This window comes from Acinetobacter sp. ANC_7655, from assembly GCF_056784015.1.
Window position 1 is genome coordinate 17,660 of the sequence record NZ_JBWYJB010000008.1, and the last position, 26,642, is coordinate 44,301.

The window sequence follows — 26,642 nt, forward strand, 5'->3', positions numbered from 1 at the left end:
AGCGGAGACAGCAATGCAAATTTTTTATGATAAAGACTGCGACTTATCTATCATCCAATCTAAGAAAGTAGCAATCATTGGTTACGGTTCACAAGGTCACGCTCACGCGCTTAACCTTAAAGATTCTGGCGTTGACGTAACTGTTGGTTTACGTGCTGGTTCTGCTTCTTGGAAAAAAGCTGAAAATTCTGGTCTTAAAGTTGCTGAAGTTCCTGCTGCTGTAGCTCAAGCTGACGTAGTAATGATCTTGACTCCAGATGAATTCCAAGCTCAACTTTACCGTGATGTAATTGAGCCAAACATCAAGCAAGGTGCTACTCTTGCATTTGCTCATGGTTTCTCTGTTCTTTATAACCAAGTTGTTCCACGTGCTGACTTAGACGTAATCATGGTTGCTCCAAAAGCACCTGGTCACACTGTACGTTCTGAATACCAACGTGGTTCAGGTGTTCCTGATCTTATCGCGATTCACCAAGATGCTTCTGGTAATGCACGTAACCTTGCGCTTTCTTACGCTTCAGGTGTTGGTGGCGGTCGTACAGGTATTATCGAAACTTCATTCCGTGAAGAAACTGAAACTGACCTTTTCGGTGAGCAAGCAGTTCTTTGTGGTGGTGCTGTTGAACTTGTTAAAATGGGCTTCGAAACTCTTGTTGAAGCTGGTTATGCGCCAGAAATGGCTTACTTCGAATGTCTACACGAACTTAAATTGATCGTTGACTTAATGTTCGAAGGCGGTATCGCGGACATGAACTACTCTGTATCTAACAATGCTGAGTACGGTGAATATGTTACTGGTGTCGAAGTAATCAACGAACAGTCTCGTGAAGCGATGCGTAATGCGCTTAAACGTATTCAATCTGGTGAATATGCGAAGATGTTCATCCAAGAAGGTGCATTGAACTACCCATCTATGACTGCTCGTCGTCGTCAAAACGCTGCTCACGGTATCGAAGTCACTGGTGCTAAATTGCGTGCGATGATGCCTTGGATTCAAGCAAACAAAATCGTAGACAAAGAAAAGAACTAATTTTCTTATCTAGCTGATTTTTATGCTATAAAAAACCCTGCGAAAGCGGGGTTTTTTTGTGGGATAAGAATAATGATTTTATATAAGTATGTGGGTTTTGAGGCGGGTTTAAAAATATTAGAGACAAATAGCTTGGGGTTTTCAAATCTAGAAGATTTGAATGACCCATTTGAATGTACAGGATTTGGTTTTTATAATTTAGATGTTCCAGTGTCAGTTGCTATTAATGCATTTAGAATTAATTTCTCAAGAAAATATGCGGTCTTGAGCTTAACAAGATCTGCCCTTAATCCATTAATGTGGGCACATTATGGTGATAGTCATAGAGGAATAGTTATTGGTGTAGATACAAAAAAAGCAGGTTTTGATGATGATAATAAATTTATTATACCTTCAACCAAAGGAGAGCTTAGATATTTAAAGACTGTTCCAAAAGGAGTTTTAAAAGCCAATATTGATGACCTAATGATTGTGGGAGATTCTGAAAACTTGAATTGGCGTACTAAGGAGGATTTATTGAAGCATGCTTTGCTATACAAGATGCAAGAATGGGCTTACGAGGAAGAAATCCGAATTGTAAAAAATTTAAGTTCTGTTGAGTTTGGATATCATTCTTCTAAGCTTACTGAAGCGATAATCGATAATCAGATTTGGAGAAGAGTTCAACTGGAAACACGACCAATTTATACATTGCAATTGCCTGCAGAATCCATTGTGGAAGTGTATGTTGGAAAAAATGCTTATATTGATCAACGTAGAAAGCAAGACAAAATCAAACCAATCATAGATCATAAAGTTGAGAGGATTGAACAGTTAAAAATGATTTGTCAGCTAAGACAAATACCATTAAAGGGTGTAAGTGTGAACTTAGAAACTTGGGCTTTGCAAAGCCGAATAATTAGTTTGGATTAATTCTTAATTTTAGTTGTCTATTTCTTATTTTTAAATTCTATCCTTTTTTATATCTCCCAAAAGCTAAATATAAAGTGAAGGTTCATATCTTATTTGGTGAAATTATTTTTATATTGCTAAACCCTATTTAGGCCATTTACTGATTAAATCCAAAACTAATTTTAATAATTTTCATAACCTCAGGATATTGATAATAAGTCACCGATATTTTAGGAACTTTGAATTCTGAGACTTGTCTTTTTGTAATGCATTGAAAAAAAAGACGACAGGCATGATAAAAATAGTCATTAAAAAGTAACTCAATGACAGGTAGATTAAGTTGCAGTCGACAGAGGCTTAGCTAAACACAATAATCAGTATCTAACAAGAACACTTAATAACTCAAGGATTGAGGTTGGGAATGAAATTAACGTTTGTATGTTACTTATTGGCGATCTTGCCAATCTGTGGATGGGCGCAACAAACAACTGATATTGAGCAAAAAACGCCAAATAGTGATGCTGAGCTTGTCTTAGATAATGTTCGCATATCAATGCAGCGGTTATTGAGGTCAACAGACAACGAATATTTTTTGAGTCTTTATATGGATGTGCTTCATCCAAATGCAACGCTTACTTCCTTCAAAGACAACGTCACTATCCAATTAAAAGGGGAGCAAAAAGGCGATCAAGTTCTTTTTAAAGCAGAACAACCGAGTGATGATTCAAATGCAATTCAAGAGTTGAAAGGACAGCTTAACTATAAAACGAATGTATTTAAATCTACATTGGTCAATCATGCGGGTGTGATTCGAATAAAGAAATTCGAGCCTGCTTTTAAAGTAAAAAATATGTCTGATGTGAGTTTTAATTTCTATGGCATATCTAAAGCTAACTATCCTTTCAAACGATTTATGACACGTATCGAGGTGTTTGACAAAGCCAATCAAAAAAGCATGCAAATACTTGAAGGCTTTCAAGCGTTTCCCAATAGTATTGGTTATATGGATGTGAATTTTGATGGTTACTATGATGTAGTGCTCTCTGATCTGTCAGAGGATAAAACGCTTCAAGATCGTCGTTTTATTTACTGGATTTATGATTCTGTTCAACAAAAATTTAACCGTGCAGAGCAGTACGAGCAAATCGTTGGATTTCCACTGTTACATGGTGATAAACAGCACATCGATTTTTCTAATGGACAGGTTTATACAATTGTTGAAGGCAGTTTGAAACCAGTTGCAGTTAACGCTGAACAAGAAACTAAACAATTAGAAGATCGGACATCATCAGAATCCTCTGTAGCACTTCAAGGAGAAAACTTGGAAAAACGGATTGAAGAACCACCAGTTAACTCTGGTCAAAAGCAAGAGAATGAGCTAGGCAGTGATGTAGATCGTGTTCAAGAGCAAGAGCCTTAAAAATGTGAAAATTTGAATGAGCCTTATGACAAGGCTGTCATGAAACCATCATCATATTGAAATTATGTTCTTTTAAATTTTAGGAATAACATTAATAAAAGGTGTGATGATGGCACTCCTAAACATGCAAGTAATAAAACAAAAAAAACTCTTTGAATTATTGGATATCAAAAAAAATACGTTATTTGAGGATTTTATTCTTCTCCCTGAGGCTGATCAGCCTAAACGACATCCTCAATTAAAAATTGCCATTGTGACTGAGACATGGTCACCAGAGATTAATGGTGTTGCAAACTCGCTGATGAATTTATGTCTGGGTTTGCAGAAGCGAGGTCATCAAATTTTGTTGATACGTCCTCAACCCAAAGTGAAATGTAAACGGTTTAAACCTGATGCAGAGTGTTGGGTGCATGCTCAAGCGATTCCGAAATATCCCACCTTACAGTTCGGTTGGCCACAGTTTTCTAAAATCTCAAAAGCGGTTGAGGTATTTAAGCCAGATGTTGTGCATATTGTGACAGAGGGACCATTGGGATTTGCGAGTCTAATGGTAGCTAAATCTCAGAATATTCCTGTTTCAAGTGGTTTTCACTCTGCCTTTCAAGAGTTTAGTCGATACTTTGAGTTTCCTTTTCTCGTTAAACCTATCTCAAAATATTTAACATGGTTTCACAATAAGACAGACGTGACTTGTGTGCCAAGTTTAGATACACAGCATGCTTTAAAACAAATGGGAGTAAGCGGTGAGTTAAGGGTGGTGGGGAGAGGTGTTGATACCCAATTATTTAATCCGAATAAAAGATCGGAGTTGCTCAGAGAGCAATGGAATGCAAATGAGCATACACGAGTTCTGATTTCCGTTGGTCGGTTGTCACCTGAAAAAGAAGTAGACCAGATTATTCGGACTTTTTTGAAAAAGAAAGGTGAGGTTGATCATTATACTAAATTGGTAATTATCGGAGATGGGCCAGATCGAGTAAGGCTTGAAGACCTTGCGAATCATCACCCTGATATTATTTTTATGGGAAGTTTGACTGGTGATGATTTGGCATGTGCATATGCCAGTGCAGATGTGTTTATTTTTCCAAGTCAAGTTGAAACCTTTGGAAATGTCGCGCTTGAAGCATTGGCAAGTGGCTTGCCTGTGGTGGCTTATGATTATGCATGTGCCAAACTGCATGTTGTGCACAATGAAACGGGATGGCTGATCCCTCTCGGTGATCTAGATATGTTCGAACGAGCAATGACAGCAACATTGAATCAACCCGATTTAAAAATAATGGGTGAGAAAGCGCATCTTGCAGTTGCTGCAACAGGATGGTTGAAACCTGTTATTGATTTTGAGCAAGCGTTATTTTTTGCTGTGCATCGTACTTTATTTCACTAAGTTATCTTGAATTTGTAGATTCTTGTCGCGTGTTTGAGGGTGGTCGGTGAATCAGTCATCTATTCTAATTATGACAAGTATTTAATGAAATCATCATCATAATGAAATGATCCATCTCTAAAGTAAAAGTATGAAAAAAATACAAAAGAGGTGTGATGATGGGAATCATGGACACTGTATTGCCTAGATCGACAACGCAATATGATCACCAGAGGCTAAAATTTAAAAATCAAAACTCCGATCGGGATGTATCGGTGCTTGAGCAATTGGGGCGATCTAGATTAAAAATAGCTGTCGTTACGGAGACATGGCCGCCAGAACTGAATGGTGTTTCATTGTCTTTACTACAGATTTGCAAAGGTCTACAGAAACTTGGTCACAAAATTCTATTGGTACGACCTTCACAAAAACAAATATGTTCGGAATTTTCACCGAACCGTGAGTGTTTGGTGAATGGTCAAACCATTCCGAAGTATGCCCATATGCAATTTGGCTGGCCACAGTATGGCAAAGTGGCTAAAGCTTTTGATGAATTTCAACCAGATTTGGTGCATATCGTGACGGAAGGACCATTAGGTTTAGCGGTACTTCAGCTCTCAAAAAACAAAAAGATTCCTGTGAGTAGTGGTTTTCATTCTGCTTTTCATGACTTTAGTCGTTTTTATGATCTTGCATTTATGGTCAAGCCGATTCAGCACTATCTCAAATGGTTTCATAACAATACGCAATTGACCTGTGTACCAAGTCAGGACTCGGCTGATGCGATACGTAACTTTGGTGTTACATGTCAAGTTGAAGTGATTAAGACTGGGGTGGATGTTGAAAAGTTTTCACCTACTTTTCGAAGTGTGCAACTCAGACGACAATGGGATGCTTGTGAGAATACAACTGTCCTGCTTTATGTTGGTCGTGTTTCACCTGAAAAAGAAATTCAGGTGTTAATTGATGCCTATTTAAAACTTAAAACACAAACAACGCGCAGATTTAAGTTGGTCATCGTGGGGGATGGGCCCGATTATTCGCGTTTGGTTCGTCAAAGCAAACATACCGATATCATCTTTACTGGAAGCTTAAGTGGTACAAATCTTGCTGAATCATTTGCAAGCGCAGATGTATTTGTTTTTGCCAGTCAAGTAGAGACTTTTGGCAATGTCGTGCTTGAAGCGATGGCGAGTGCATTGCCTGTCGTTGCTTATGATTATGCTTGTGCTAAGCAGTATTTAGATGCGGAAACAGCATGGTTAGCACCTTTGGGTGAGCCTGCAACCTTGGTTCAATATATTGTTAATCTGCCCCAGAACAAACGCTTGCATGCAATGGGGATGCAAGCAATGAAAAAAGTACAACAAGTCGGATGGCAACATCCAGTTCAACAACTCGAACATGCATTTTATCGTGTCGTGCAGCAGAAAACGCTCATGGCTTGAAGGATAGGAGTAGAGTGAAATGAATTTTAAAAATACCAAAATAAAAATACTCGATCTTGATCTAAGAGGATGTCTCTATTTCAATAATCTATCGCATACACAAAGTATTGCACTCATATTTAAAATTATTAGTCGGCTCGGAGATGGAGTTTTTTGGTACATGATGGTGGCGTTGGTGTGGCTACTGCAAGGACCGCAATACACTATTCAAATTTTATATATTGTTGTTGCTGCTTCGTTAGGTACGCTGATTTATAAAATTTTAAAAACAAAAACAGTACGTCCACGACCATACCAAGTTCACCAAGTTATTCATATCGGCGAAAGACCACTAGATCATTTTAGTTTTCCATCTGGTCATACATTGCATGCAGTAATGGCAACAATCGTATTGGGTTATGTAGAGCCTGTCTTGCTGATTATGATGATGCCATTTACCATTTTGGTTGCGTTGTCGCGCATGGTATTGGGATTGCATTACCCAACTGATGTTTTAGTTGGTGCCTTAATTGGGGCGACGGTTGCGAGTGGTATTATCTTGGCTGCTCCAGCATTGAATATCATATTGTGAGGGTAAGTTGATTGCATGGTAAGGCGTACAAAAGCAATATAATTGTACGTCTTGATTTGCTTTTTGCTAAAATTAAGCCATGAATTTACCAAAGATGATTTAGGAATAAGTATGGGTTTACGTTGGACAGACACCCTTGATATCGCAATTGAACTGTATGAAGCCCATCCAGATGTAGATCCACAATGGATCCGTTTTACTGATCTTCATGCATGGGTTTGTGCGCTTCCAGAGTTCGAAGATGATCCAAACAAATCAACAGAAGGATTGTTAGAAGCAATTCAAATGGCTTGGATTGACGAAGCTCGATAATTCATCGATCGAAAAAAACCATTTTTTTACACGCGAAAAGCAGATAATCGCGCATTATTCGGTATAATGCGCCAAAATTTTCATGTCAATTTGACTAAAGGAGCCAATCATGGCTATTGAACGTACTTTATCTATCGTTAAACCAGATGCAGTTGCTAAAAACCACATCGGTGACATTTTTGCTCGTTTCGAAAAAGCTGGTCTTAAAATCGTTGCGACTAAAATGAAACATTTAACTCAAGCTGAAGCTGAAGGCTTCTATGCTGAGCACAAAGAACGTGGTTTCTTTGCTGACCTCGTTGCGTTCATGACTTCTGGTCCAGTTGTTGTATCAGTTCTTGAAGGTGAAAACGCAGTTCTTGCTCACCGTGACATCCTTGGCGCTACTAACCCTAAAGAAGCTGCTCCAGGTACAATCCGCGCTGACTTCGCTGTAAGCATCGACGAAAACGCTGCTCACGGTTCTGACTCTGTAGCATCTGCTGATCGTGAAGTTAACTACTTCTTCGCTCAAACTGAGATCGCTCCACGTACTCGTTAATTCGCAGTATTCAAACCAGATAAGTGCTATACTGCTTATCTGGTTTTTTTATTTCTGAAAGATTTTATTGCTTGAAAATTGAGCATGTTCTTTTATCCCACATTATGGTTTAGGTAATACTCATGAATTCTGAAGTTGTCGCTTCATCCGTCAATTTAGATGAACAACAGCCCACTACTGTTCAAGTACAGCAGGCTGATACTGTACAGAAAGTGAATTTACTTGGCCTGTCACGTCCGCAAATGGAAAAATTCTTTGAGGAAATGGGGGAGAAAAAGTTCCGTGCGGGTCAGGTGATGAAATGGATTCATCAGTTCTTCGTTACTGATTTTGCTGAAATGACTAATATTTCAGGGAAATTACGTGAAAAACTTGAAAAGATTTGTGAAATTAAAGCACCAGAAGTCGTGCTTAAAAACTATTCTAAAGATGGAACACGTAAGTGGGTATTTCGTGTAGGTGATGGTGCGGGTTCTTTGGTTGAAACAGTATTGATTCCTGCTGAGGATAAAACGGGTTCGCGTAAAACCTTATGTATTTCATCACAAGTCGGTTGTGCTTTGGACTGTTCGTTCTGTTCAACAGGAAAACAAGGTTTCCAACGCGATTTAACACAGGCTGAAATTATTGGTCAGTTGTGGATGGCGAACTATTCCTATATGGAAGATGTGCCAGTTGCTGAGCGTGAGCGCTCTGTGACCAACGTGGTAATGATGGGTATGGGCGAACCATTATTGAACTATGACGCTGTGCTTAATTCAATGCGTATCATGCTTGATGATTTCGCCTATGGAATGTCTAAACGCCGTGTCACATTGTCAACGTCAGGGGTTGTGCCGAAGATAGATCAATTGGCTCAAGACATCGATGTTGCGCTTGCAATTTCATTGCATGCAACCAATGATGAGTTACGTAACGAATTAGTACCAATTAATAAAAAATATCCCTTAGAGCAACTCATTGCAGCGTGTCAGCGTTACATCACTAAAGATGGTAATGAAAGTGCACGTAAGCATGTCACAATTGAATATGTCATGTTAGACGGGGTCAACGATCATCCTGAACATGCACAGCAGATGATTAAGTTGTTGAAAAATTTACCAAGTAAAATTAACTTGATTCCATTTAATCCATTCCCACATGCACCATACGGGCGTTCGAGCCGAAATCGCATCATTTCTTTCCAAAAAACTTTGTCTGATGCTGGTTTTGTGTGTACGATTCGTCAGACACGTGGGGATGATATTGACGCAGCTTGTGGTCAATTGGTAGGTCAAGTGGCTGACCGTACTCGTCGTGCAGAACAATGGAAGAAAAAAGTGCTAGAACGTAATGAAATTATGCGTTCACAAGGCTAGTTGTATCATTTAGATGTGAATGATTAAAAAGAGGGAGGCATCATTTGAGCAAGCCGATGTATAAAAAAATAGTCATGACGATGACAGTCGCTTTATCTGGATTGCTTTTCTTTGGATGCCAAACTACCAGTGGCGATACGAGCAAAAAGGATCCTGAGAAATCAGTGAAAGTTCGTACCCAAATGGCGGCTGAATATATTCGGAATGGGAATTTAGATGCTGCCAAACGTGTGCTTGATCAGGCATTAGAGGTTAATTCGCGCGATTCAACTGCAAATATGATGATGGGGGTGTTGCTTCAGCAAGAAGGAAGTGACATCAACATGCAACGTGCAGATCATTATTTTTCTCGTGCTATTTCAATTGATCCTAAAAATGCGCAAGCACGTAACAACTATGGTACGTATTTGTATCAAGTGAAGCGATATAATGATGCTGTTAAACAGCTTTCAATTGCAGGCGCAACGCTTGGATATGACCAACGTCATCGTGCATTAGAAAACCTTGGGCGGATTTATCTCATTCTAGGGGATATACCGAATGCTGAAAAAACGTTCAAACAAGCACTGCAAGTCAATCGTGACTCGACTGTTTCAATGATAGAGTTAGCAGAGATATTTTATCTGCAAAAGAATAATATTGCCGCGCGTCAGCTATATGAGCAATTTGTACTCAAAGTTGGCCAGCAAAATCAAGGTGCGCGAGCACTCTGGATTGGTTTACGTATCGCACGTGCCAATGGTGATAGAACGGGAATGTATGTGCTGGTGAATCAGTTGCGTACTTTATTTCCAAATAGTCAAGAATTTCAACGTTATTTGCAATTACAGTTCAATACTGAGGCCGTATGGAAGTAAATCCTAATTCACAGCAACCTACTGGTTCAAACGTAGCACCTAATGCTTTAGGAAATATTCAACGCCCTGGCGAGTATTTGCGTCAAATCCGTATTTCTCAACAACGTGATCTGGTCAAAGTTGCTGGTGATTTGAAAATGCCAGTAAAAACGCTTGAAGCGTTAGAGCAAGACGAATACAAATCGTTGCCAGAAGCGACTTTCATTAAGGGATATTATCGTTCGTATGCGAAGTATCTCAAAGTTGATGCCTCTGCTTTGATTCAACGTTTTGATGAAATCTATCAAAATGATACAGGTTTACTGCCAAATCATGCTTTGAACAATTCTCCAATTAAAATTATGGGGAAACTTCCTGGCTCGAAAAGCGTACGTAATCGCAAGTGGATTAAACGCATCGTGATTGCGTTAATTATTTTGGGCGTGGCTTGGCTATTAATCTCCGCAATCCAAAAATGGGCGGCTAAAGGTGATTCGTTAAACACTGATACGAATCAATCGAACAATGTCCAAATTCTGACCTTAAACAATGGTACAGGCACGACTGAAGCAGTATCAGGCGATACGATGAATCTCAGTTTTAGCCGCCCTACATCAGTACACATTGTTGACAGTACGGGTAAAGTTTTAGCAACTGGACGCCAATCAACTGCGATTAGTTTGAATGGACAGTCTCCATTCCAAATTCGATTAGATGATGCTCAAGCAGTTTCATTAAGTTTAAATAATGAAAATATTTCATTGTCACCATATACCGTAAACGGAAAAGCTGAATTCCGTTTATCACGTTAATGGGTTAAAGGTAAAACGATGATCGAGAATCCGATTCGACGCAAACCAACACGTAAAATTCGCGTAGGTTCTGTGTATGTGGGTGGCGATGCGCCAATCAGTATTCAAAGCATGACCAATACTGAAACTTGTGATGTAGCTGCAACAGTTGCACAAATTCAACGTTGTGTGGATGCTGGCGCAGATATTATGCGTGTGTCTGTACCGAGTATGGAAGCCGCTGCTGCTTTTGGAGAAATCCGTAAACAAGTGCAAGTTCCACTCGTTGCCGATATCCATTTTGACTATAAAATTGCTTTGGCTGTTGCAGATTTGGGTGCAGATTGTCTGCGTATCAACCCAGGGAATATCGGTTCAGAAGCAAAAATTCGCGAAGTGGTTGCTGCGGCTCGTCACAACGATATTTCAATGCGAATTGGTGTCAATGCAGGCTCTCTCGAAAAAGATATTCAAAAGAAATATGGTGAGCCAACAGGTCAAGCTTTGCTTGAGTCAGCAATGCGTCATATTGATATTTTAGATCGTTTGGATTTCCAAGAGTTTAAAGTGTCAGTGAAAGCATCGAATGTCTTTTTGACGATGGATGCTTATCGTTTGTTGTCACAACAAATTGACAATCCTTTACATTTAGGGGTGACTGAAGCTGGAATTTACCGTACTGGTTCGGTGAAGTCGGCAATTGCACTGGGCGGATTGTTAATGGAAGGCATTGGCGACACCATGCGAATTTCATTAGCAGCGGAACCTGAGGAAGAAATCAAAATTGGTTTTGATATTCTTAAATCTTTGGGCTTGCGTTCAAATGGTATTAACTTTATTGCTTGCCCAAGTTGTTCACGTCAAGAATTCAATGTCATCAAAGTGATGCAAATGCTTGAAGAGCGTTTGGAAGATGTACGTACTCCAATGGATGTTTCTGTCATCGGGTGTAAAGTCAACGGTCCTGGTGAAGCTAAAGAAGCTGATATTGGTGTAGTGGGTGCAAGTCCACGTTCACTGGTGTATCGTAATGGTGAAAAGAGTCATTTAATTGACACAAATCAATTGGTTGATGAAATCGAAAATATGGTTCGTCAACGTGTTAACGAGCTTGAAAAAGCTAAATCAAAAGAGATTATTCGCACAGGTTTTTCTGAGTAGATCATGAGTTCAATCGTCGCAATCAAAGGTTTTAATGACATTCTCCCAACGCAAACCCCAGCTTGGAGACGTCTTGAACAGCATCTGTCTGGTTTGATGGATGCCTATGGCTATCAACAAATTCGTTTGCCGATGGTTGAACAGACAAACTTGTTCAAGCGTTCTATTGGTGATGCAACGGATATCGTTGAAAAAGAGATGTATACGTTTTTAGATAAAGGTAATCCTCCTGAGTCTTTGACTTTACGTCCTGAAGGTACTGCGGGTTGTGTACGTGCTATGCTCGAACATAATTTGCTTCGTGGTGCGACACCGCGTGTTTGGTATATTGGACCGATGTTCCGTTATGAAAAACCGCAAAAAGGTCGTTACCGTCAATTCCATCAATTTGGTGTAGAAACGTTTGGTGTTGCAACTCCTGATCAAGATGCTGAACTGATTTTGATGACTGCGCGTCTGTGGAAACGGATGGGTGTTGCGGACAAAGTTCAATTAGAGCTCAATACTTTAGGTGAGTCAGATGAACGTGCAGCTTATCGCGCAGCCTTGGTTGAGTTTTTAGAATCACATAAGTCAGATTTAGATGAAGATTCGCAGCGTCGTTTAACGACGAATCCACTGCGTATTTTGGACTCAAAAGATGCAAAAACTCAAAGCATTTTAGAAAATGCGCCTAAACTTCATGACTTTATGGGTGAGGAGACGCTGGCACATTTCCAACAATTACAGCAATATCTAACTGATGCAGGTATTTCATTTGTCATTAACCAAAAGTTGGTTCGTGGCTTGGATTACTATAATAAAACTGTATTTGAATGGACGACGACACATCTGGGTTCACAGGGTACGGTTTGTGCTGGTGGTCGTTATGATGGTTTAGTGGGTCAGTTAAAAGGTAAACCAGATCAATCGGTTCCTGCGGTTGGTTTTGCAATGGGTATTGAGCGTTTATTGCTTCTTTTAGAACAAGTAGAAGACAATAAACCAGTACGTGATTGTGAAGTATTTTTACTTGCAGATCCTGCGACGCAAGGTAAAGCTTTAGTTTTGGCTGAGCAAATTCGAGATCAACTTGAAGCTGCAAGCAGTTCAGTGCGTCTGAAAGTTGGCTCTCAAGGCTCGATGAAAAGTCAAATGAAAAAAGCGGATCAGTCTGGTGCAATTTATGCCTTAATCTTTGGTGAGCGTGAAGCTGAGGCGCAACAACTTTCAGTCAAAGAGTTAGCTACAGCAGAGCAGACACAAGTAGCGGTCAATGACATTGTGCCGTTCATCATTGATAAACTATCTTCAAAATAAATTTAAGAACATAAGGAAAGGGCGATCATATGAGCGCAATGACTGACGAAGAACAACTGCATACAGCAAAGTCGTTTTTTAAGAAATATGGATCGGCGTTGATTACGCTGATTCTTCTTGCCCTGATCGCCTTTTTCGGATGGGAATATTGGAAAAAGAAAAACGCAGCAGAAGATCAAATACAGACTGCTAAAGTACAGCTCTTGGTTGATGAAGCGAAAGCTGCAACAACTGATCCTAAAGTAGCGACTGCTTTGGATGGAACTGCTGAAAAAATTGTAAAAGAAAATCCTGATTCGATTCATGCGGTTCAAACGCAATTTGTAATGGCAAAATTGGCTTATGACCAAGAGAATTATGCCAAAGCTGAACGTGAATTGAAAAAAATTGAAAATGCTCAAATCAAAGATGAAGGTTTACAACACATCATTAAGCTTCGTTTAGCAGATGCTCAACTGGCACAAAAAAAATATGATGAAGCTTTAAAAACATTGTCTGGTTTGACTTTGCCCGCTTTCAAAACAACTGTAGATGAAGCACGTGGCGATATTTATATTGCTAAGAATGATATTGAAAATGCGAAAAAAGCTTATCAGAGCGCATGGGATAACTTAATTGCAACTAAACAAGAACGCCAAATCTTACAAATTAAACTCGAAAGTGTTGGCATATTAGTAGATGATCCTGAAATTGAGCGCCCAATTTTAGATATACAAACGGATGAGTCTTAATGGATAGAAAGTATAAAATTTCTTTTGTTCTAGCGACATTGTCGTGTGCACTAATGGCGTGTACAAGCAATACGGTGAAAGAAGAAAAGGTGAAACCTAATCCGTTGCCTAAAATTCAGCAATCGGTGAGCTTAGCACCTATTTTTTCACATAATGTTTCAGCGACGGATGCTGCTGATCCATTGCGTTTGAGAATGGCGAATGATCAAGGTGTTTTATACTTTTTAGATCCTAAGGGACAGGTTTCTGCATATCAAGGTAAGCAGCGTGTCTGGGAAAAACAAGTTACCAAGCTTGGTTTAAGTTCAGGTGTTGAAGCGGCCAATGGGTTAGTGATCGTCGGTAACAAGAAAGGTCAACTGTTTGCTCTCGATCAAAAAACGGGTGATATCCGTTGGACTGCGCAATTAAGTGGTGCAATTTTGAGTGCGGCGCTTATTCAGACTGGTCGAGTGATCGTTGTTGCAAATGACGGTACGGTGTTTGGTCTGGATGAAAAAACAGGTCAACAAGTATGGACCTATCGTATGCCAAACGAACAATTGAGCTTACGCGGTCAAGCTTCACCTGTGCGCTTAGACCCACGAACAGTGTTAGTGGCCTCGTCAAATGCATACGTGTACGCAATTGATAGTCTCACTGGAACTTTGCGTATGCAAAGACGTGTGGCAGTCAGCGATGGTCGTTCTGATATACAGCGTTTAGTTGATGTGGATGCAGATCCAATCGTTGCAGGACAATTGGTTGTAACCACTAGCTATCAAGGCCAAGTCACTGTACTAGATCTAGTTTCGCAACGTGTGATTTGGAGTGAAGATGCAAGCAGTATTAATCGTGCTGAAGTTGCAGGTCGCCAAGTCTTCGTCACGCAAACAGATGGTAAAATTGTATCGTTTGATCTGGTGACGGGTCAGCCGTTATGGACTAATGATCAATTGCTTAACCGTCAATTAAGCAACCCCGTAATGTTAGGTCAGTATTTAGTGGTAGGTGATTATGAGGGGGTACTCCACCTTGTAGATCCTAAAAATGGTCAACTTGTTGGCCGTGAAAAAACGCGTGGTGAAGTACGTTCGTTGCGTGTAGTGAACAATCAGCTTTACTCAGTGACACGTACAGGCGCACTTACAATTTGGCAGAATCGTTAATTTTTTCTCTGCTTATGGTAAACTAGTCGCTGAATACATATTTTAAGTTCGGGGTGTTGAATTTTCAGACCCCGACATTTTTATTTTTAAGTAGATGATTCGTCTAACTTCTTCCACAGTTTCTGATGCTCAGGCCAATTGAGTTGGCTGATCTTGTTAAAGGTTAATCTATGAAACCCGTTATTGCGCTCATTGGTCGTCCGAACGTCGGAAAATCAACGCTGTTTAACCAGATTACCAAAAGTCGTGACGCGCTTGTTGCAGACTTTGCCGGTCTTACTCGTGACCGTAAATATGGTGATGCAGTTTATCAAAATAAATCATTTATCGTTGTAGATACTGGCGGTATCGGTGAAAACGAAGGTGGGATCGACTCTTACATGGCAGAGCAGTCTAAAACTGCGATTCATGAAGCAGATATGATTATCTTTGTTGTCGATGCGCGTGCAGGTCTTCTAGCTTCTGATGAACAGATTGCGCGTGAGTTACGTACACTCGGTAAAAAAGTATTTTTAGTTGCCAACAAAGTCGATGGTGTCCATGCAGAGGCAGCATTGGTTGAGTTTTTTAAGTTGGGTATGGGTGAACCGATGCAAGTGGCTGCAAGCCATGGGCGTGGTGTTCAACAAATGCTCGAAGAAGTGCTTGAAGATGTGCCAGAAGATGACCTAAGTGAACAGCGTGATGAAGATACTGGGCTTCGTCTAGCGATTATCGGTCGTCCGAACGTAGGTAAGTCAACATTAGTTAATCGCCTGTTAGGTGAAGAACGTGTCGTTGCTTTTGACCAGCCTGGTACTACACGTGACTCAATTTACATCCCATTTGAGCGTGATGGTCGAAAATATACGCTCATTGACACTGCCGGTGTTCGTCGTAAAGGTAAAGTGGATGAAATGATTGAGAAATTCTCAATCGTAAAGACTTTACAAGCAATGAAAGATGCCAACGTTGTCGTTGTTGTTGTTGATGCGCGTGAAGGTATTGTTGAGCAAGACTTGCATTTGATTGGATATGCGATTGAAGCTGGTCGTGCGATGGTGATTGCGATCAATAAATGGGACAATATGTCAGAATATGATCGCAAACAATGTAAATTGGATGTTGAGCGTCGTTTTGACTTTATTCCATGGGCAAAAATCCATTTAATTTCTGCTTTGCATGGTACAGGTGTGGGTGAGCTTTATCCTTCAATCCACCGTGCATATGAATCTTCACGTTTGAAAGTATCTCCAGCGAAAATCACTGAGATCTTAAAAGATGCAACAGACGCGCATCATCCACCTAAAGTTCAAGGCCGTGCAATTAAAATGCGTTATGCGCATATCGGTGGTCAAAACCCGCCTACGATTGTGATTCACGGTAATAAAGTTGATAAAACCCCAGCTGACTATCGTCGTTACTTAGAAAACGTGTTCCGTAAAGTGTATAAACTAGAGGGTACACCTGTAAAAATTGAATTTAAAACTTCAGAGAACCCATTTGAAGGTCGTAAATCTCAAATTGACGAGCGTACTGCGGCACGTAAACGTCGTTATGTACAGAAGTTTAAGAAAGCCGAGAAGAAGTTCAAACGCGGTTAATCAATTGTAAATTTAGTCCAGAAAGCCCAAATGTGAAGTTTGGGCTTTTTTTATCATGCGAATAAATTAAGATAAATGGAATCACTGAGAACGTTATTATGACCCGTCATATTCAAATTGATATTTCAAAAATTTCTTCTTTTTTTCAAGTTCCTGAAAATCTCACACGCACAGAAGAAATTAGTCTTAGAAAAAAAATGATTTACCAATATCGCAACAGCTTACTAGGAAGTAAATTAAACAGAACAATAAAAAATGAGGATATTGACCAAACGAAAGATGGAAAACCTTTTTTGAAAAAAATCTCAAACTTTGAGTTTAACCATAGTCATAGTCAACATTATTATGCTTTAGTTACATCACATCATATTCGAGATTTGGGTGTGGATATTGAGGAGCTGAATCGATCAATTCGATTCGAAGCTTTAGCCAAACATGCATTTCATCCACTGGAATATGCGATATGGGCAGAATTGGATTTTGATTCTCGCTATTGGTTTAAAGTCTGGACCATTAAGGAAGCAATTTTGAAGGCACATGGGATGGGAATCCGTATGAGCTTAAATGAGTTGAATACCAATGCCCATACCACACACATGGGTGGGGTTTGTGAGCATCCAGTCTTAGGGGTATTTGCTTATCAGAATTTTGAAATCATGGATTGTATGCTGACAGTCGCATGGCGAAGTGAATACTCTTGCCGTGGTTTTGCAATTCCTCAAATTCAAATCACTCAACATTAAAAAAGCCCATCATTTGATGGGCTTTTTGTATTGAATGTTTATTGAGGAATTTCTTCTTCCTCTTCAAATTCAGGTTTTACTTGAACAATAAAGTCTTGGCGGTTCAGACCACGCCACAATGCAAATGCAGTACCGATATAAATCGAAGAATATGTTCCGACAAAAACACCGACAAACATTGCAATCGAGAACCATTTCAAACCATCGCCGCCCATGATCATCATAGCAACGACCACAAGCAATAGCGTCATCGAAGTGTGGATGGTACGACGTAAGGTTTCAGTCAATGCAATATTGATGATCTCAAGAGGTTCTGCCCCACGAATTTTACGGAAGTTCTCACGAATACGATCCGAGACAACAATATTATCGTTTAATGAGAAACCAATAATCGCTAGAAGAGCAGCTAAAACGGTTAGGTCAAATGGCCACTGCATCAATGCAAAAATACCAAGAGTCACGATAATATCGTGAAATAGCGATAGAACTGCACCCATTGCCAACTTGAATTCGAAGCGAATCGTCACATAAATCAGCATGATAATCAGAGCCAAAGCCACAGCACCTGCTGATTTAATGTAAAGTTCGTTTCCGACTTGACCACCAACAACATCTACCTTAGGTACAGTCACGGTATTATTGTCTAATTGAACTGCGGTGGTAATTGATTTGGTTAGATCTTCCGCTTCAATATCTTCTTGTACGGGCATACGAACCATTAAATCTCGTTCAGAACCTAAGGTTTGAACAACCGCATCATTAAAACCCGCATCACTTAATGCTTGCGTCACTTCAGAGGGTTTTACAGGATTGGCATAATTCAGTTCAGCTGCAACACCGCCAGTAAAGTCTAATCCTAAATTCAGACCTTTAGTCGCGATAAAGAAGATACTTGCAATAGTCAGGATGATTGAAAGCCAAGCTGCTGGCTTTGCAATCTTCATGAAAGGAATTACGCGTTCGTTGTCTGGACGGCCGTATTGTTTTGATTCGAGTTGAGTATTTTCAGTCATGATAGATCTCCTAAATGCTCAACTTTTTCAAGTTACGTTTTTTACCGTAAATGATCTGTACAATTGCACGGGTTACTGTAATCGCAGTAAACATCGAGCAAACAATACCAATCATGAGTGTCACGGCAAATCCTTTGATCGGACCAGTACCAATGGCAAAGAGGATAAATGCAACAAGGAATGTGGTTAAGTTCGAGTCAAAGATGGTGTTATAAGCTCGATCATAACCTGCAACAATCGCCTGTTTAGGCGATGCTCCCCATTTGATTTCCTCGCGTATTCGCTCGCAAATTAGAACGTTTGCATCCACCGCCATACCGATGGTAATAACGATACCTGCAATACCTGGCAGCGTTAATGAAGCACCGATCCAAGACATAACCGTCAAGATCATTGCTAAGTTGAATACTAGAGCGAAGTTCGCAATGACACCGAATAAGCGGAAGAATACCACCATCCAAATTGCGACCAAGATGAATCCAATTTGAGTGGATAGTACACCCTTATCGATGTTTTCTTGACCTAAGCTTGGACCGATAACACGCTCTTCAACAAAGTACATTGGCGCAGCGAGCGCACCTGCACGAAGCATTAAAGCTAGCTCAGCTGCTTCTTGGGGTGAATCTAAACCAGTAATACGGAACTGTGAACCCAGTACTGCTTGAATATTTGCTGCATTAATGACGACAGATTCAGTATATGGTGTGCGTACTTCAGTTTGTGCACCTGTTTCAGGATCTTCAACGTAACTGATACGTTGTTTATTCTCAATGAACAGTACCGCCATACGCTTACCAACAGCGCTACGAGTCGCATCTGACATTAACTTACCACCTGCATTATCAAGGGTAATGTTAACTTCTGCTGTACCACTATCTTGTCCAAAGCCTGAAGAAGCATTTTGTACACGCTCACCCGTCAGAATACGATTACGGTTAAGTAAAAGTTCACGACCACTGTCTAAAGATTCATAGGCGAATACTTCTGTCCCTGGAGGTAAGGGTTGACCATTATATTTCCCTGAATAAGGATCAATATATTGATCATTTAGATCAGACACCAAACGGAATTCTAAGTTTGCTGTACGACCTAAGATACGTTTTGCTTCAGCTGTGTCTTGGACACCTGGTAATTCAACCACAATACGGTTGCTACCTTGGGTTTGAACCAATGCTTCTGCAACACCAAGTTCATTAATACGATTACGAAGTGTTGTTAAGTTTTGATCTAACGCATACGACTGAATTTCTTGCTTTGTGGTATCTGTATAGGTTAAACGAAGACTGGCACCATTTTCAGTTGCAAGTGCTTGTTGAGTATATTTATTGCCGTTACGACGAAGTTGATCCATCGCTGCTGCACGATCTTCATTGTTAGCAAATTGAACAGTGATCGCATTGTTATTCAATGAAAGACTATTGAATTTGATCTTGTTCTCACGGAATTCGCGTCGCAAATCAGCAGCCGATGTTTCCATGCGCTGCGCAATCGCTTTGTCCATATCCACCTCAAGGAGGAAGTGGACACCACCACGCAAATCAAGACCAAGTTTCATTGGTCGTGCACCGATTTTCTGTAACCATTCAGGTGTTGTTGGCGCGAGGTTTAATGCAACAACATAGTTTTCACCCAGACCTTCACGTAGGATATCTTTTGCTTTTAATTGGGCTTCAGAACTGTCTAAACGTAGAAGGGCAGCATTTTGAGTAAAGCTGTTATTGTGGGATTGGATATTGTTGCTTTTTAATAGTTGCTCTGCTTTTTGAATCACTGTGTCATCAATGACAGAACCAGCTTTTGCACCAGAAATTTGGACAGCTGGTTCATCAGGATACAAACTTGGCAGGGCATATAATGTACTCACGACTAGTACAACTAGAATGAGTAAATATTTCCATGCTGGGTAACGCATTCGCTTTCTTCTTAAAATGAAAAAAGTCGTGCAGCTGCACGACTATTTTATAATTAAAGGTTATTTAGAGTGCCTTCAGGTAATACTGAAATCACACTTGCACGCTGAATTTTAACTTCGTTGCCACGGTTTAATTCAACCACAGCGAAATCACCTTCGATTTTAGTAATACGGCCCATTAAACCGCCTGCAAAAACGATTTCGCTGCCAACGCCTAAGCTCTCAACCAAAGTGCGATGTTCTTTCGCACGTTTTGCTTGAGGGCGCCAAATTAAGAAGTAGAAAATTGCAATGAATACTGCAATCATCAATAAGTTAGCAACTAAGCTTGGTTGTTGTGCAGCTTCACCAGCTGCGTGTGCAGTCGAAATAAAAAGGCTCATTTCATTTTCCTAAACTAAAAATATCAAAAAAGATGATAAAAAATCGGCTTGTTCAGCAATTTACATTGTCTTTTTGCTCAGCGCAAATACTGATGTATTAATCTTGCGGACAAGGAGGTACTTCAAGCCCACGGCGTGCATAAAAATCGTGAACAAAATCATCAAATGTTCCGTTATCTAATGCATCACGCATCATTTCTGCTAAACGCAAGTAATAACGAAGGTTATGAATTGTGCCAAGCATTGATGCAAGCATCTCACCACATTTTTCTAAATGGTATAGATACGAACGGGTAAAGTTGGTACAGGTGTAACAATCGCAATGCGGATCAAGTGGGCTTTGATCATGGCGGTATTTCGCATTTCGTATACGCACTAAACCGTCCGTAACAAAATAATGTCCATTACGTGCGTTACGAGTTGGCATTACACAATCAAACATGTCTACACCACGACGAACAGCTTCAACGATGTCTTCTGGTTTGCCAACACCCATTAAATAACGTGGTTTATCCGCAGGCATTTGCTCTGGAAGATAATCAAGGACCTTGATCATCTCTTCTTTTGGCTCGCCTACAGAAAGACCGCCAATCGCATAACCATCAAAACCGATTTCTTTTAATCCATTTAGTGATTCTTGGCGGAGGTCTTCATACATGCCGCCTTGAATAATACCAAACAGAGCATTGCGGTTTTTTAACACATCATGATGTTGAGTCTTACAACGCTTTGCCCAACGCAATGAAAGTTGTAGAGATTTCTGAGCTTCTTCGTGAGTCGCTGGATAGGGTGTACATTCATCAAAAATCATCACGATATCTGAATTCAATGTATGTTGAATATCCATCGAAATTTCAGGAGAAAGAAAGACTTTAGAGCCATCAATTGGAGAGCGGAATGTTACGCCGTCTTCTTTGATACTACGCATTGCGCCTAAGCTAAATACTTGGAAGCCACCAGAGTCAGTCAAAATTGGTTTATTCCATTTCATAAAACCATGTAGACCACCGTGCTCACGAATGACATCTAGACCAGGGCGTAGATATAAATGAAAGGTATTTCCTAAAATGACCTGTGATTTAATTTCTTCAATATCACGTGGGAGCATGCCTTTAACAGTACCGTAAGTTCCGACAGGCATAAACATCGGTGTTTCAACGACACCATGTTCCAAGGTTAAGCGTCCGCGTCGAGCGCGACCAGACTGACCTAATTTTTCAAACTTCATAAATTGTCCAAATCGAGGCGAAAAAACAGTTCGCTGATTGATAGCGATAAAGCGCTCTATTTTCCTAGATTCGCGCAGTTTATGCTAGAAAAATTACATTATTCTTAACGACTTGGATTTTTGTTTATGAAAAATTACAAGAGATTCATGATCTTGCTAAACAATGAAGATATCTGCTTATTTTTTGCCCAGCTATACAGTTTTTAGCATATCTTAATATGAATAAATCGTAATGGATAAACAACGTGATTCTCTAAGATATTGCCACTTTTTAAGGTGGAATCCTTATTTGAAATTAGGGCGATAATCAAAATTTTGTTGAGCTTGATGATCTGTAAATGGGCGAATAGGTTTCTTTGCGAGGCTGATACTGTTGATTAAGTTATTTGGAAAAATTTGAATCAAGTTATTAAACTCTTCGACATTTCGATTGAATATTGAAATTGCAGCACTGACATTTTCATTTTGCTCTTGAATGTCATGCATCATTTGGTTGTAAAGCTGATCAGCTTTGAGATCTGGATAATTCTCAACAACCACATTTAAACTTTTCATTAACGACTGACTTAGCGCTTCAATATGCTGAAGCTGAGCTACATCAGTTGATTGTGTATTGAGATTTAGGATTTGTTGGCGTAAGGCTGTGATATTTTCTAATGTTGATTTTTCAAACTCAGTGTATTGAGATAAATTTTGCTCAAGATGCTCTAATGTTTTAATTTTCTGACGTTCAAAATTTGCGACATCTGACCAAGCACGCTGAGAAGCATTCAAATATCGAACGATATTATTTCGAACCCATATTCCCCAAACAATAATCAAAACAAAGATGGAAAGAAAAATGAATAAGCCCACACGCATTACCTAATATGATCGTTATTATGCAACTAAGTTTAGCATGCTCTGTTTGAGTTGTTGATAATTTGGCATGGTTAATGTTCTTAAGTAACCGCGCAAAGCGGATATATTTTTAATGTCTTTGATTTCAAGCTTGTGCGTGACTTCAAATAAATCGCGCTCTCCCAAATAGCACATGATTTGGTCATGAGGGTGGAAAATTAAGTCGCCCTGGTGAAGTCGATAAAATTCAATTAGTTTGAGTGTGGTTGATGGCGTCATGATCTTTGCGAGTTGTAAGCGGTCTGTACCGTAAATCTGAACTTTTTTACGTAGCTCTAAATCGCTGCTCTCCCAGTGCTCTGTATATGGTGCTGTGAACCCTTTCTTTCTACTGGTTGTCGCTAATCCTAGTGGTGATATATCAAATACAAATACGCCCCAATGATGACGTTCAATTTTTTTTAATTTTTGTGGTGTTTTGTTTTGCTCAGGCAGATTGATTTCATCAATAAATCGGTAATGAAAAAGCATAACAGGAAAATCTTGATTTTGCGCGTTTTTCCATGTGGTGGAGGCAAACTTTAAAATATCATTGGCATGGTTACCTTCGTTAAACAAAGGAAATTTTTGCCTTAGCTGACTTATGATCAAGGTGTTATGTCTATTTGTTCCAAGGTGTGATGGCGTTGAATAAGCTTCTATACCGAATTTAAAACCAATCATTCGCTCTTCAAGAAATGAAATCACTTCATGAATAGGTTTATTCGGTTCATAAATTATATATGCAATCAGGATAAGTATCGCCGATGCGCTATATGCCATCCATTTTAATGTGTCAAAAATAGGAAAGAGCGAAAAAACACTGAATATGATGGCAAGCGTAACTAAAAATTTAGGTATGCCATTGTGAAAAAAGAGTTGGGTATTCGAACCCCATGGATGTAATCCTTGCAGGATGTCATCAGAATGTTGAGCAGAACGTCCAAGAGCCCAAAGCCGATCAACACTGGCCATAATTTGCTTGTTCTTTCGGGTGCGAAGGTGAAGCAGTTGCTGAACAGAATCAATCGGCATAGATCAGATCCTAATCTTTTGCTTGGTCAATCAACATTGCGTCACCATAACTAAAGAAACGATAGCGTTCTTTTACAGCATGTTGATACGCATTCAAAATATAATCACGATTGGACAGGGCTGAGACAAGCATTAATAATGTTGATTCTGGAAGGTGGAAGTTAGTAATTAAGCGATCTACTACTTTAAATTCATAACCAGGATAAATAAAAATCTGAGTATCACCAGTCCAGCCCTTCAGTTGGCCATCATTGGCTTGAGCCGCACTTTCAGTTGCCCGTGTTGCAGTCGTTCCGACGGCAATCACTTTATTGCCTCGATCTTTAGTCACCTTAATCAACGCCATAGCTTCATCGCTGACTTGGCACCATTCACTGTGCATGATGTGATTTTCGATATCAGTGGTGCGTACTGGTAAGAAGGTACCTGCACCCACATGTAAGGTGACAAATGTCTTGTTTACACCTTTATCTTCAAGTTTTTTTAATAGTTGTTCATCAAAATGTAGAGAAGCCGTTGGAGCAGCAACGCTAGCAATTTTTGTAGGATCATTAAATACGGTTTGATAACGAACAGTATCAATATCTTCTGCTTCTCGGTTGAAGTAAGGTGGAATAGGCAATGCACCATACTGATCCAATACATCTAAGATTGGTTTGGAAAATTCCACCACATAGAGATTTTCATGGCGCCCTTGAACCGTAACTTTAACCTCATCTAATCCGACAAAAAGCTCAGCACCTGGTTTTGGTGAGTTACTTGCTTTGATATGGCAATGAGCAATAAATTGATCAAGCATTCTTTCAACCAGAACCTCAATCGCACCACCCGAAGCACGCTTACCTTTCAAGCGAGCTTTCATTACCTTAGTATCATTGAGAACTAATAAATCACCTTCATTAAACAGGTCTAAAATATCGGTAAATTGGTGATCGTCATATTGACCATCGGCTTTAAGATGAAGTAAGCGAGAAGCGCTTCGCTCTTCAAGAGGGTAACGGGCAATAAGTTCGTCAGGGAGTTCAAAGTTAAAATCAGAAAGTTGCATAAGAATATAAAAATGGAATCAGCAAAAATTTTGGCATTAGTATATGCTTTTTTTGCCCAGTTCGAGTTGAGTTTGGTGGTTAAAAAAGCATAATGCATGCTATTGATTTAAAAATAGGCGCTTGAGTCAGGTTATGCATTGACAAAGAAAAGAAAAACGATATTATACCGAACACAACCTTTCCCGAGGTGGTGAAATTGGTAGACGCGGCGGACTCAAAATCCGCTGTCAGAGATGACGTGTCGGTTCGAGTCCGACCCTCGGGACCAAATACTTAAAGGCCTTCAAGCATATTCAGACTTGAGGGCCTTTTTATTTGTTTTAAATAAATAAAGGAATTTTAAAATTTCAAATGAAGATTTGATGAATAATATAAGATAAGGATTGAGTAAATTTTATTTTAATAATAAATAGTTATGGTTTATTCAATCGATCTTCACTAGACGCTTACGTTTTATAAAGTACGACTCATGCTTTAGCTAGATATTCAGCCCTCAAAAATGCACTTTCTTAATATTTGAGAATGTATTAGTCTTGATGAAATAAGGTTTCATTTCTTTACTGTGAAATGAAAAAATAAAATGTAATCGATCATTATTCCCCTTTACTCCATGGCAGGATGTAGACATGAAAATAGAATTTATAGATGTCGATCAAGCTGATCAGCTCAGTGCCTGCAAAATGTCTCTTTTACTCGGTGTATCAACGCCAAAAAATCAACTTGAGAGTTTTTTAAGATTTGCGCGTGGCATTTTAAATGCGGAGTCAGCAATCTTAGCTTTTCATGATGAACCATATGTGTGGCATTCTTCTCCAAATGGATTTAAAGCTTTTAATGCCAATAAAAAAGCAAAATTATTACCATATTTCGCGGGTCAAACTTCGATCAGTCGTGATCATCCTAATTATTCATCTTTTTCAGCACATATTCATCAACTCGGAGTTGATCACGAGCGAATTATAGCCATTGATTTAAAAGTGAATGATGATTTTTCAATTGGTCAAGTGATTTTATTTGATAATCAGCACCAACCTTTTGATGATCAAAATTTAGAACTGGTTTATGATTTCTCAATGAGCTTAATTCGTATATTAGAGCTTCATTCGGATTATGCGGAACTCAAAGAATTATATGAACAACAATCGGCGCTTAATTTCAGTAAAACAAAGTTCTTTCAAATCATTGCACACGATTTACGCGCACCATTTCATGGCTTATTAGGTTTTTCTGATGTATTGGCCAATGAGCGTGAAAGTTTGGATGAGGACAGTGTACAGAATATCGCTGAGTATCTACATGATACCGCTCAATCGACTTATAACTTATTGGAAAGCCTATTAAATTGGGCAATGGCTGAAGGTGGGAGATTTGTCTATCACCCTATTCAGTTTGAGCTTAAACAGGTGACAAAAATCGTTTTTGATGTTTTAAACACGTTGGCTGTGAAAAAAAATATTCAATTAATTGAAAGTGTGCCGCAAGAGTTAAAAATCTTTGCCGACATTAATATGATCACATCAGTGATTCAAAACTTGGTATCCAATGCTTTGAAGTTTACTCATGTGGATGGAACTGGAAAAGTTTATATCGAAGCATCAAAATGCGATCAAGGTGTCGAAATTGCCATTCGAGATACAGGTTTAGGTATGACACCACAGCAAATTGAGAAGCTTTTTCAACCGGATTTGAAGGTATCTATTCGTGGTACATCTGGTGAAAAAGGTGCTGGTTTAGGTTTGGTGTTATGTAAAAGATTTGTTGATTTGAATCATGGTGAAATTTGTGTCAGTTCTCAACAAGGTCAAGGTACGACTTTTAAAGTCATATTACCTGAAGCAGACACTCATGCAGCGTTACCTGCCACCCCAAATACGAGTAATCAAACATCTTTGGAAAAAGTGAACTAAATAGTCC

25 protein-coding genes and 1 tRNA gene are annotated in these 26,642 nt (G+C 39.5%); 19 read left to right on the forward strand and 7 right to left on the reverse strand.

The features are described from left to right. The first annotated feature begins 13 nt into the window (after positions 1-13). From ilvC to AC1M9N_RS09590, 17 genes are all read left to right on the forward strand, one after another. Entirely contained in the window at positions 14-1,030 is a 1,017-nt protein-coding gene (gene ilvC / locus AC1M9N_RS09510; protein ID WP_035265630.1) for a ketol-acid reductoisomerase, read from the forward strand. A 72-nt stretch (positions 1,031-1,102) separates the two neighbouring features. After that, positions 1,103-1,942, forward strand: coding sequence for a DUF2971 domain-containing protein (locus tag AC1M9N_RS09515; protein WP_481953619.1), 840 nt, complete (start codon positions 1,103-1,105; stop codon positions 1,940-1,942). A gap of 400 nt (positions 1,943-2,342) precedes the next feature. Beyond that, the gene (locus tag AC1M9N_RS09520) at positions 2,343-3,341 is read left to right on the forward strand and encodes an XAC2610-related protein (RefSeq protein WP_481614140.1); all 999 of its coding nucleotides are present in this window, start codon (positions 2,343-2,345) and stop codon (positions 3,339-3,341) included. A gap of 106 nt (positions 3,342-3,447) precedes the next feature. Further along, positions 3,448-4,728, forward strand: a complete 1,281-nt coding sequence (locus tag AC1M9N_RS09525) for a glycosyltransferase family 4 protein (protein WP_481954654.1) — start codon at positions 3,448-3,450, stop codon at positions 4,726-4,728. Positions 4,729-4,883: 155 nt separating this feature from the next. Continuing rightward, positions 4,884-6,155, forward strand: a complete 1,272-nt coding sequence (locus AC1M9N_RS09530) for a glycosyltransferase family 4 protein (protein WP_481953616.1) — start codon at positions 4,884-4,886, stop codon at positions 6,153-6,155. 19 nt (positions 6,156-6,174) lie between these two features. Next, positions 6,175-6,726 (forward strand): phosphatase PAP2 family protein, encoded by a 552-nt coding sequence (locus AC1M9N_RS09535; protein WP_481607944.1) that lies wholly within the window; start codon positions 6,175-6,177, stop codon positions 6,724-6,726. A gap of 111 nt (positions 6,727-6,837) precedes the next feature. Next, positions 6,838-7,038, forward strand: a complete 201-nt coding sequence (iscX, locus tag AC1M9N_RS09540; protein WP_035265625.1) for a Fe-S cluster assembly protein IscX — start codon at positions 6,838-6,840, stop codon at positions 7,036-7,038. Between the two features lie 109 nt (positions 7,039-7,147). Further along, positions 7,148-7,579 carry a nucleoside-diphosphate kinase gene (gene ndk / locus AC1M9N_RS09545; RefSeq protein ID WP_035265623.1) on the forward strand — a complete coding sequence of 144 codons (432 nt, stop codon included), beginning with the start codon at positions 7,148-7,150 and terminating at the stop codon, positions 7,577-7,579. 122 nt (positions 7,580-7,701) lie between these two features. After that, positions 7,702-8,937: a dual-specificity RNA methyltransferase RlmN gene (gene rlmN, locus AC1M9N_RS09550; RefSeq protein WP_481607943.1), complete on the forward strand. Its 1,236-nt coding sequence runs from the start codon at positions 7,702-7,704 to the stop codon at positions 8,935-8,937. A 56-nt stretch (positions 8,938-8,993) separates the two neighbouring features. Then, on the forward strand, positions 8,994-9,794 hold the full coding sequence (pilW, locus tag AC1M9N_RS09555; RefSeq protein WP_179998933.1) for a type IV pilus biogenesis/stability protein PilW: 801 nt from the start codon (positions 8,994-8,996) through the stop codon (positions 9,792-9,794). After that, entirely contained in the window at positions 9,785-10,585 is an 801-nt protein-coding gene (locus AC1M9N_RS09560; protein WP_481589257.1) for a RodZ domain-containing protein, read from the forward strand. The genes pilW and AC1M9N_RS09560 overlap by 10 nt, the downstream gene beginning before the upstream one ends. Before the next feature lie 18 nt (positions 10,586-10,603). After that, positions 10,604-11,725, forward strand: coding sequence for a flavodoxin-dependent (E)-4-hydroxy-3-methylbut-2-enyl-diphosphate synthase (gene ispG, locus AC1M9N_RS09565; protein ID WP_092767631.1), 1,122 nt, complete (start codon positions 10,604-10,606; stop codon positions 11,723-11,725). Between the two features lie 3 nt (positions 11,726-11,728). Further along, complete coding sequence (gene hisS, locus AC1M9N_RS09570; RefSeq protein WP_481954655.1) at positions 11,729-13,024, forward strand: histidine--tRNA ligase; 1,296 nt, start codon at positions 11,729-11,731, stop codon at positions 13,022-13,024. 29 nt (positions 13,025-13,053) lie between these two features. After that, positions 13,054-13,755 carry a YfgM family protein gene (locus AC1M9N_RS09575; RefSeq protein ID WP_481593519.1) on the forward strand — a complete coding sequence of 234 codons (702 nt, stop codon included), beginning with the start codon at positions 13,054-13,056 and terminating at the stop codon, positions 13,753-13,755. Further along, positions 13,755-14,903 (forward strand): outer membrane protein assembly factor BamB, encoded by a 1,149-nt coding sequence (gene bamB, locus AC1M9N_RS09580; RefSeq protein ID WP_092767625.1) that lies wholly within the window; start codon positions 13,755-13,757, stop codon positions 14,901-14,903. The genes AC1M9N_RS09575 and bamB overlap by 1 nt, the downstream gene beginning before the upstream one ends. Before the next feature lie 170 nt (positions 14,904-15,073). Continuing rightward, positions 15,074-16,486 carry a ribosome biogenesis GTPase Der gene (gene der / locus AC1M9N_RS09585; RefSeq protein ID WP_035265604.1) on the forward strand — a complete coding sequence of 471 codons (1,413 nt, stop codon included), beginning with the start codon at positions 15,074-15,076 and terminating at the stop codon, positions 16,484-16,486. A 98-nt stretch (positions 16,487-16,584) separates the two neighbouring features. Beyond that, positions 16,585-17,229: a 4'-phosphopantetheinyl transferase family protein gene (locus tag AC1M9N_RS09590; protein WP_481596018.1), complete on the forward strand. Its 645-nt coding sequence runs from the start codon at positions 16,585-16,587 to the stop codon at positions 17,227-17,229. Between the two features lie 38 nt (positions 17,230-17,267). Here the strand turns inward: AC1M9N_RS09590 and secF are convergent, their stop codons facing one another. From secF to queA, 7 genes are all read right to left on the reverse strand, one after another. After that, positions 17,268-18,245, reverse strand: a complete 978-nt coding sequence (secF, locus tag AC1M9N_RS09595; RefSeq protein ID WP_481596076.1) for a protein translocase subunit SecF — start codon at positions 18,243-18,245, stop codon at positions 17,268-17,270. A gap of 7 nt (positions 18,246-18,252) precedes the next feature. Further along, positions 18,253-20,154, reverse strand: coding sequence for a protein translocase subunit SecD (gene secD / locus AC1M9N_RS09600; protein ID WP_035265600.1), 1,902 nt, complete (start codon positions 20,152-20,154; stop codon positions 18,253-18,255). 53 nt (positions 20,155-20,207) lie between these two features. Then, positions 20,208-20,537 carry a preprotein translocase subunit YajC gene (gene yajC / locus AC1M9N_RS09605; protein ID WP_481954656.1) on the reverse strand — a complete coding sequence of 110 codons (330 nt, stop codon included), beginning with the start codon at positions 20,535-20,537 and terminating at the stop codon, positions 20,208-20,210. 97 nt (positions 20,538-20,634) lie between these two features. Then, on the reverse strand, positions 20,635-21,765 hold the full coding sequence (gene tgt / locus AC1M9N_RS09610; RefSeq protein ID WP_035265598.1) for a tRNA guanosine(34) transglycosylase Tgt: 1,131 nt from the start codon (positions 21,763-21,765) through the stop codon (positions 20,635-20,637). A gap of 285 nt (positions 21,766-22,050) precedes the next feature. Then, positions 22,051-22,620, reverse strand: a complete 570-nt coding sequence (locus tag AC1M9N_RS09615) for a LemA family protein (RefSeq protein ID WP_481587159.1) — start codon at positions 22,618-22,620, stop codon at positions 22,051-22,053. A gap of 24 nt (positions 22,621-22,644) precedes the next feature. Next, on the reverse strand, positions 22,645-23,619 hold the full coding sequence (locus AC1M9N_RS09620; protein ID WP_481954657.1) for a hypothetical protein: 975 nt from the start codon (positions 23,617-23,619) through the stop codon (positions 22,645-22,647). A 70-nt stretch (positions 23,620-23,689) separates the two neighbouring features. Beyond that, positions 23,690-24,727, reverse strand: coding sequence for a tRNA preQ1(34) S-adenosylmethionine ribosyltransferase-isomerase QueA (queA, locus tag AC1M9N_RS09625; RefSeq protein WP_481954658.1), 1,038 nt, complete (start codon positions 24,725-24,727; stop codon positions 23,690-23,692). A gap of 182 nt (positions 24,728-24,909) precedes the next feature. Between queA and AC1M9N_RS09630 the strand changes: the two genes are divergently transcribed. Then, positions 24,910-24,996 (forward strand) — tRNA-Leu (locus tag AC1M9N_RS09630). Positions 24,997-25,354: 358 nt separating this feature from the next. Next, a complete protein-coding gene (locus tag AC1M9N_RS09635; protein ID WP_481954659.1) occupies positions 25,355-26,635 on the forward strand; it encodes a sensor histidine kinase in 1,281 nt (426 codons plus the stop codon). The last annotated feature ends 7 nt before the right edge of the window (positions 26,636-26,642 follow it).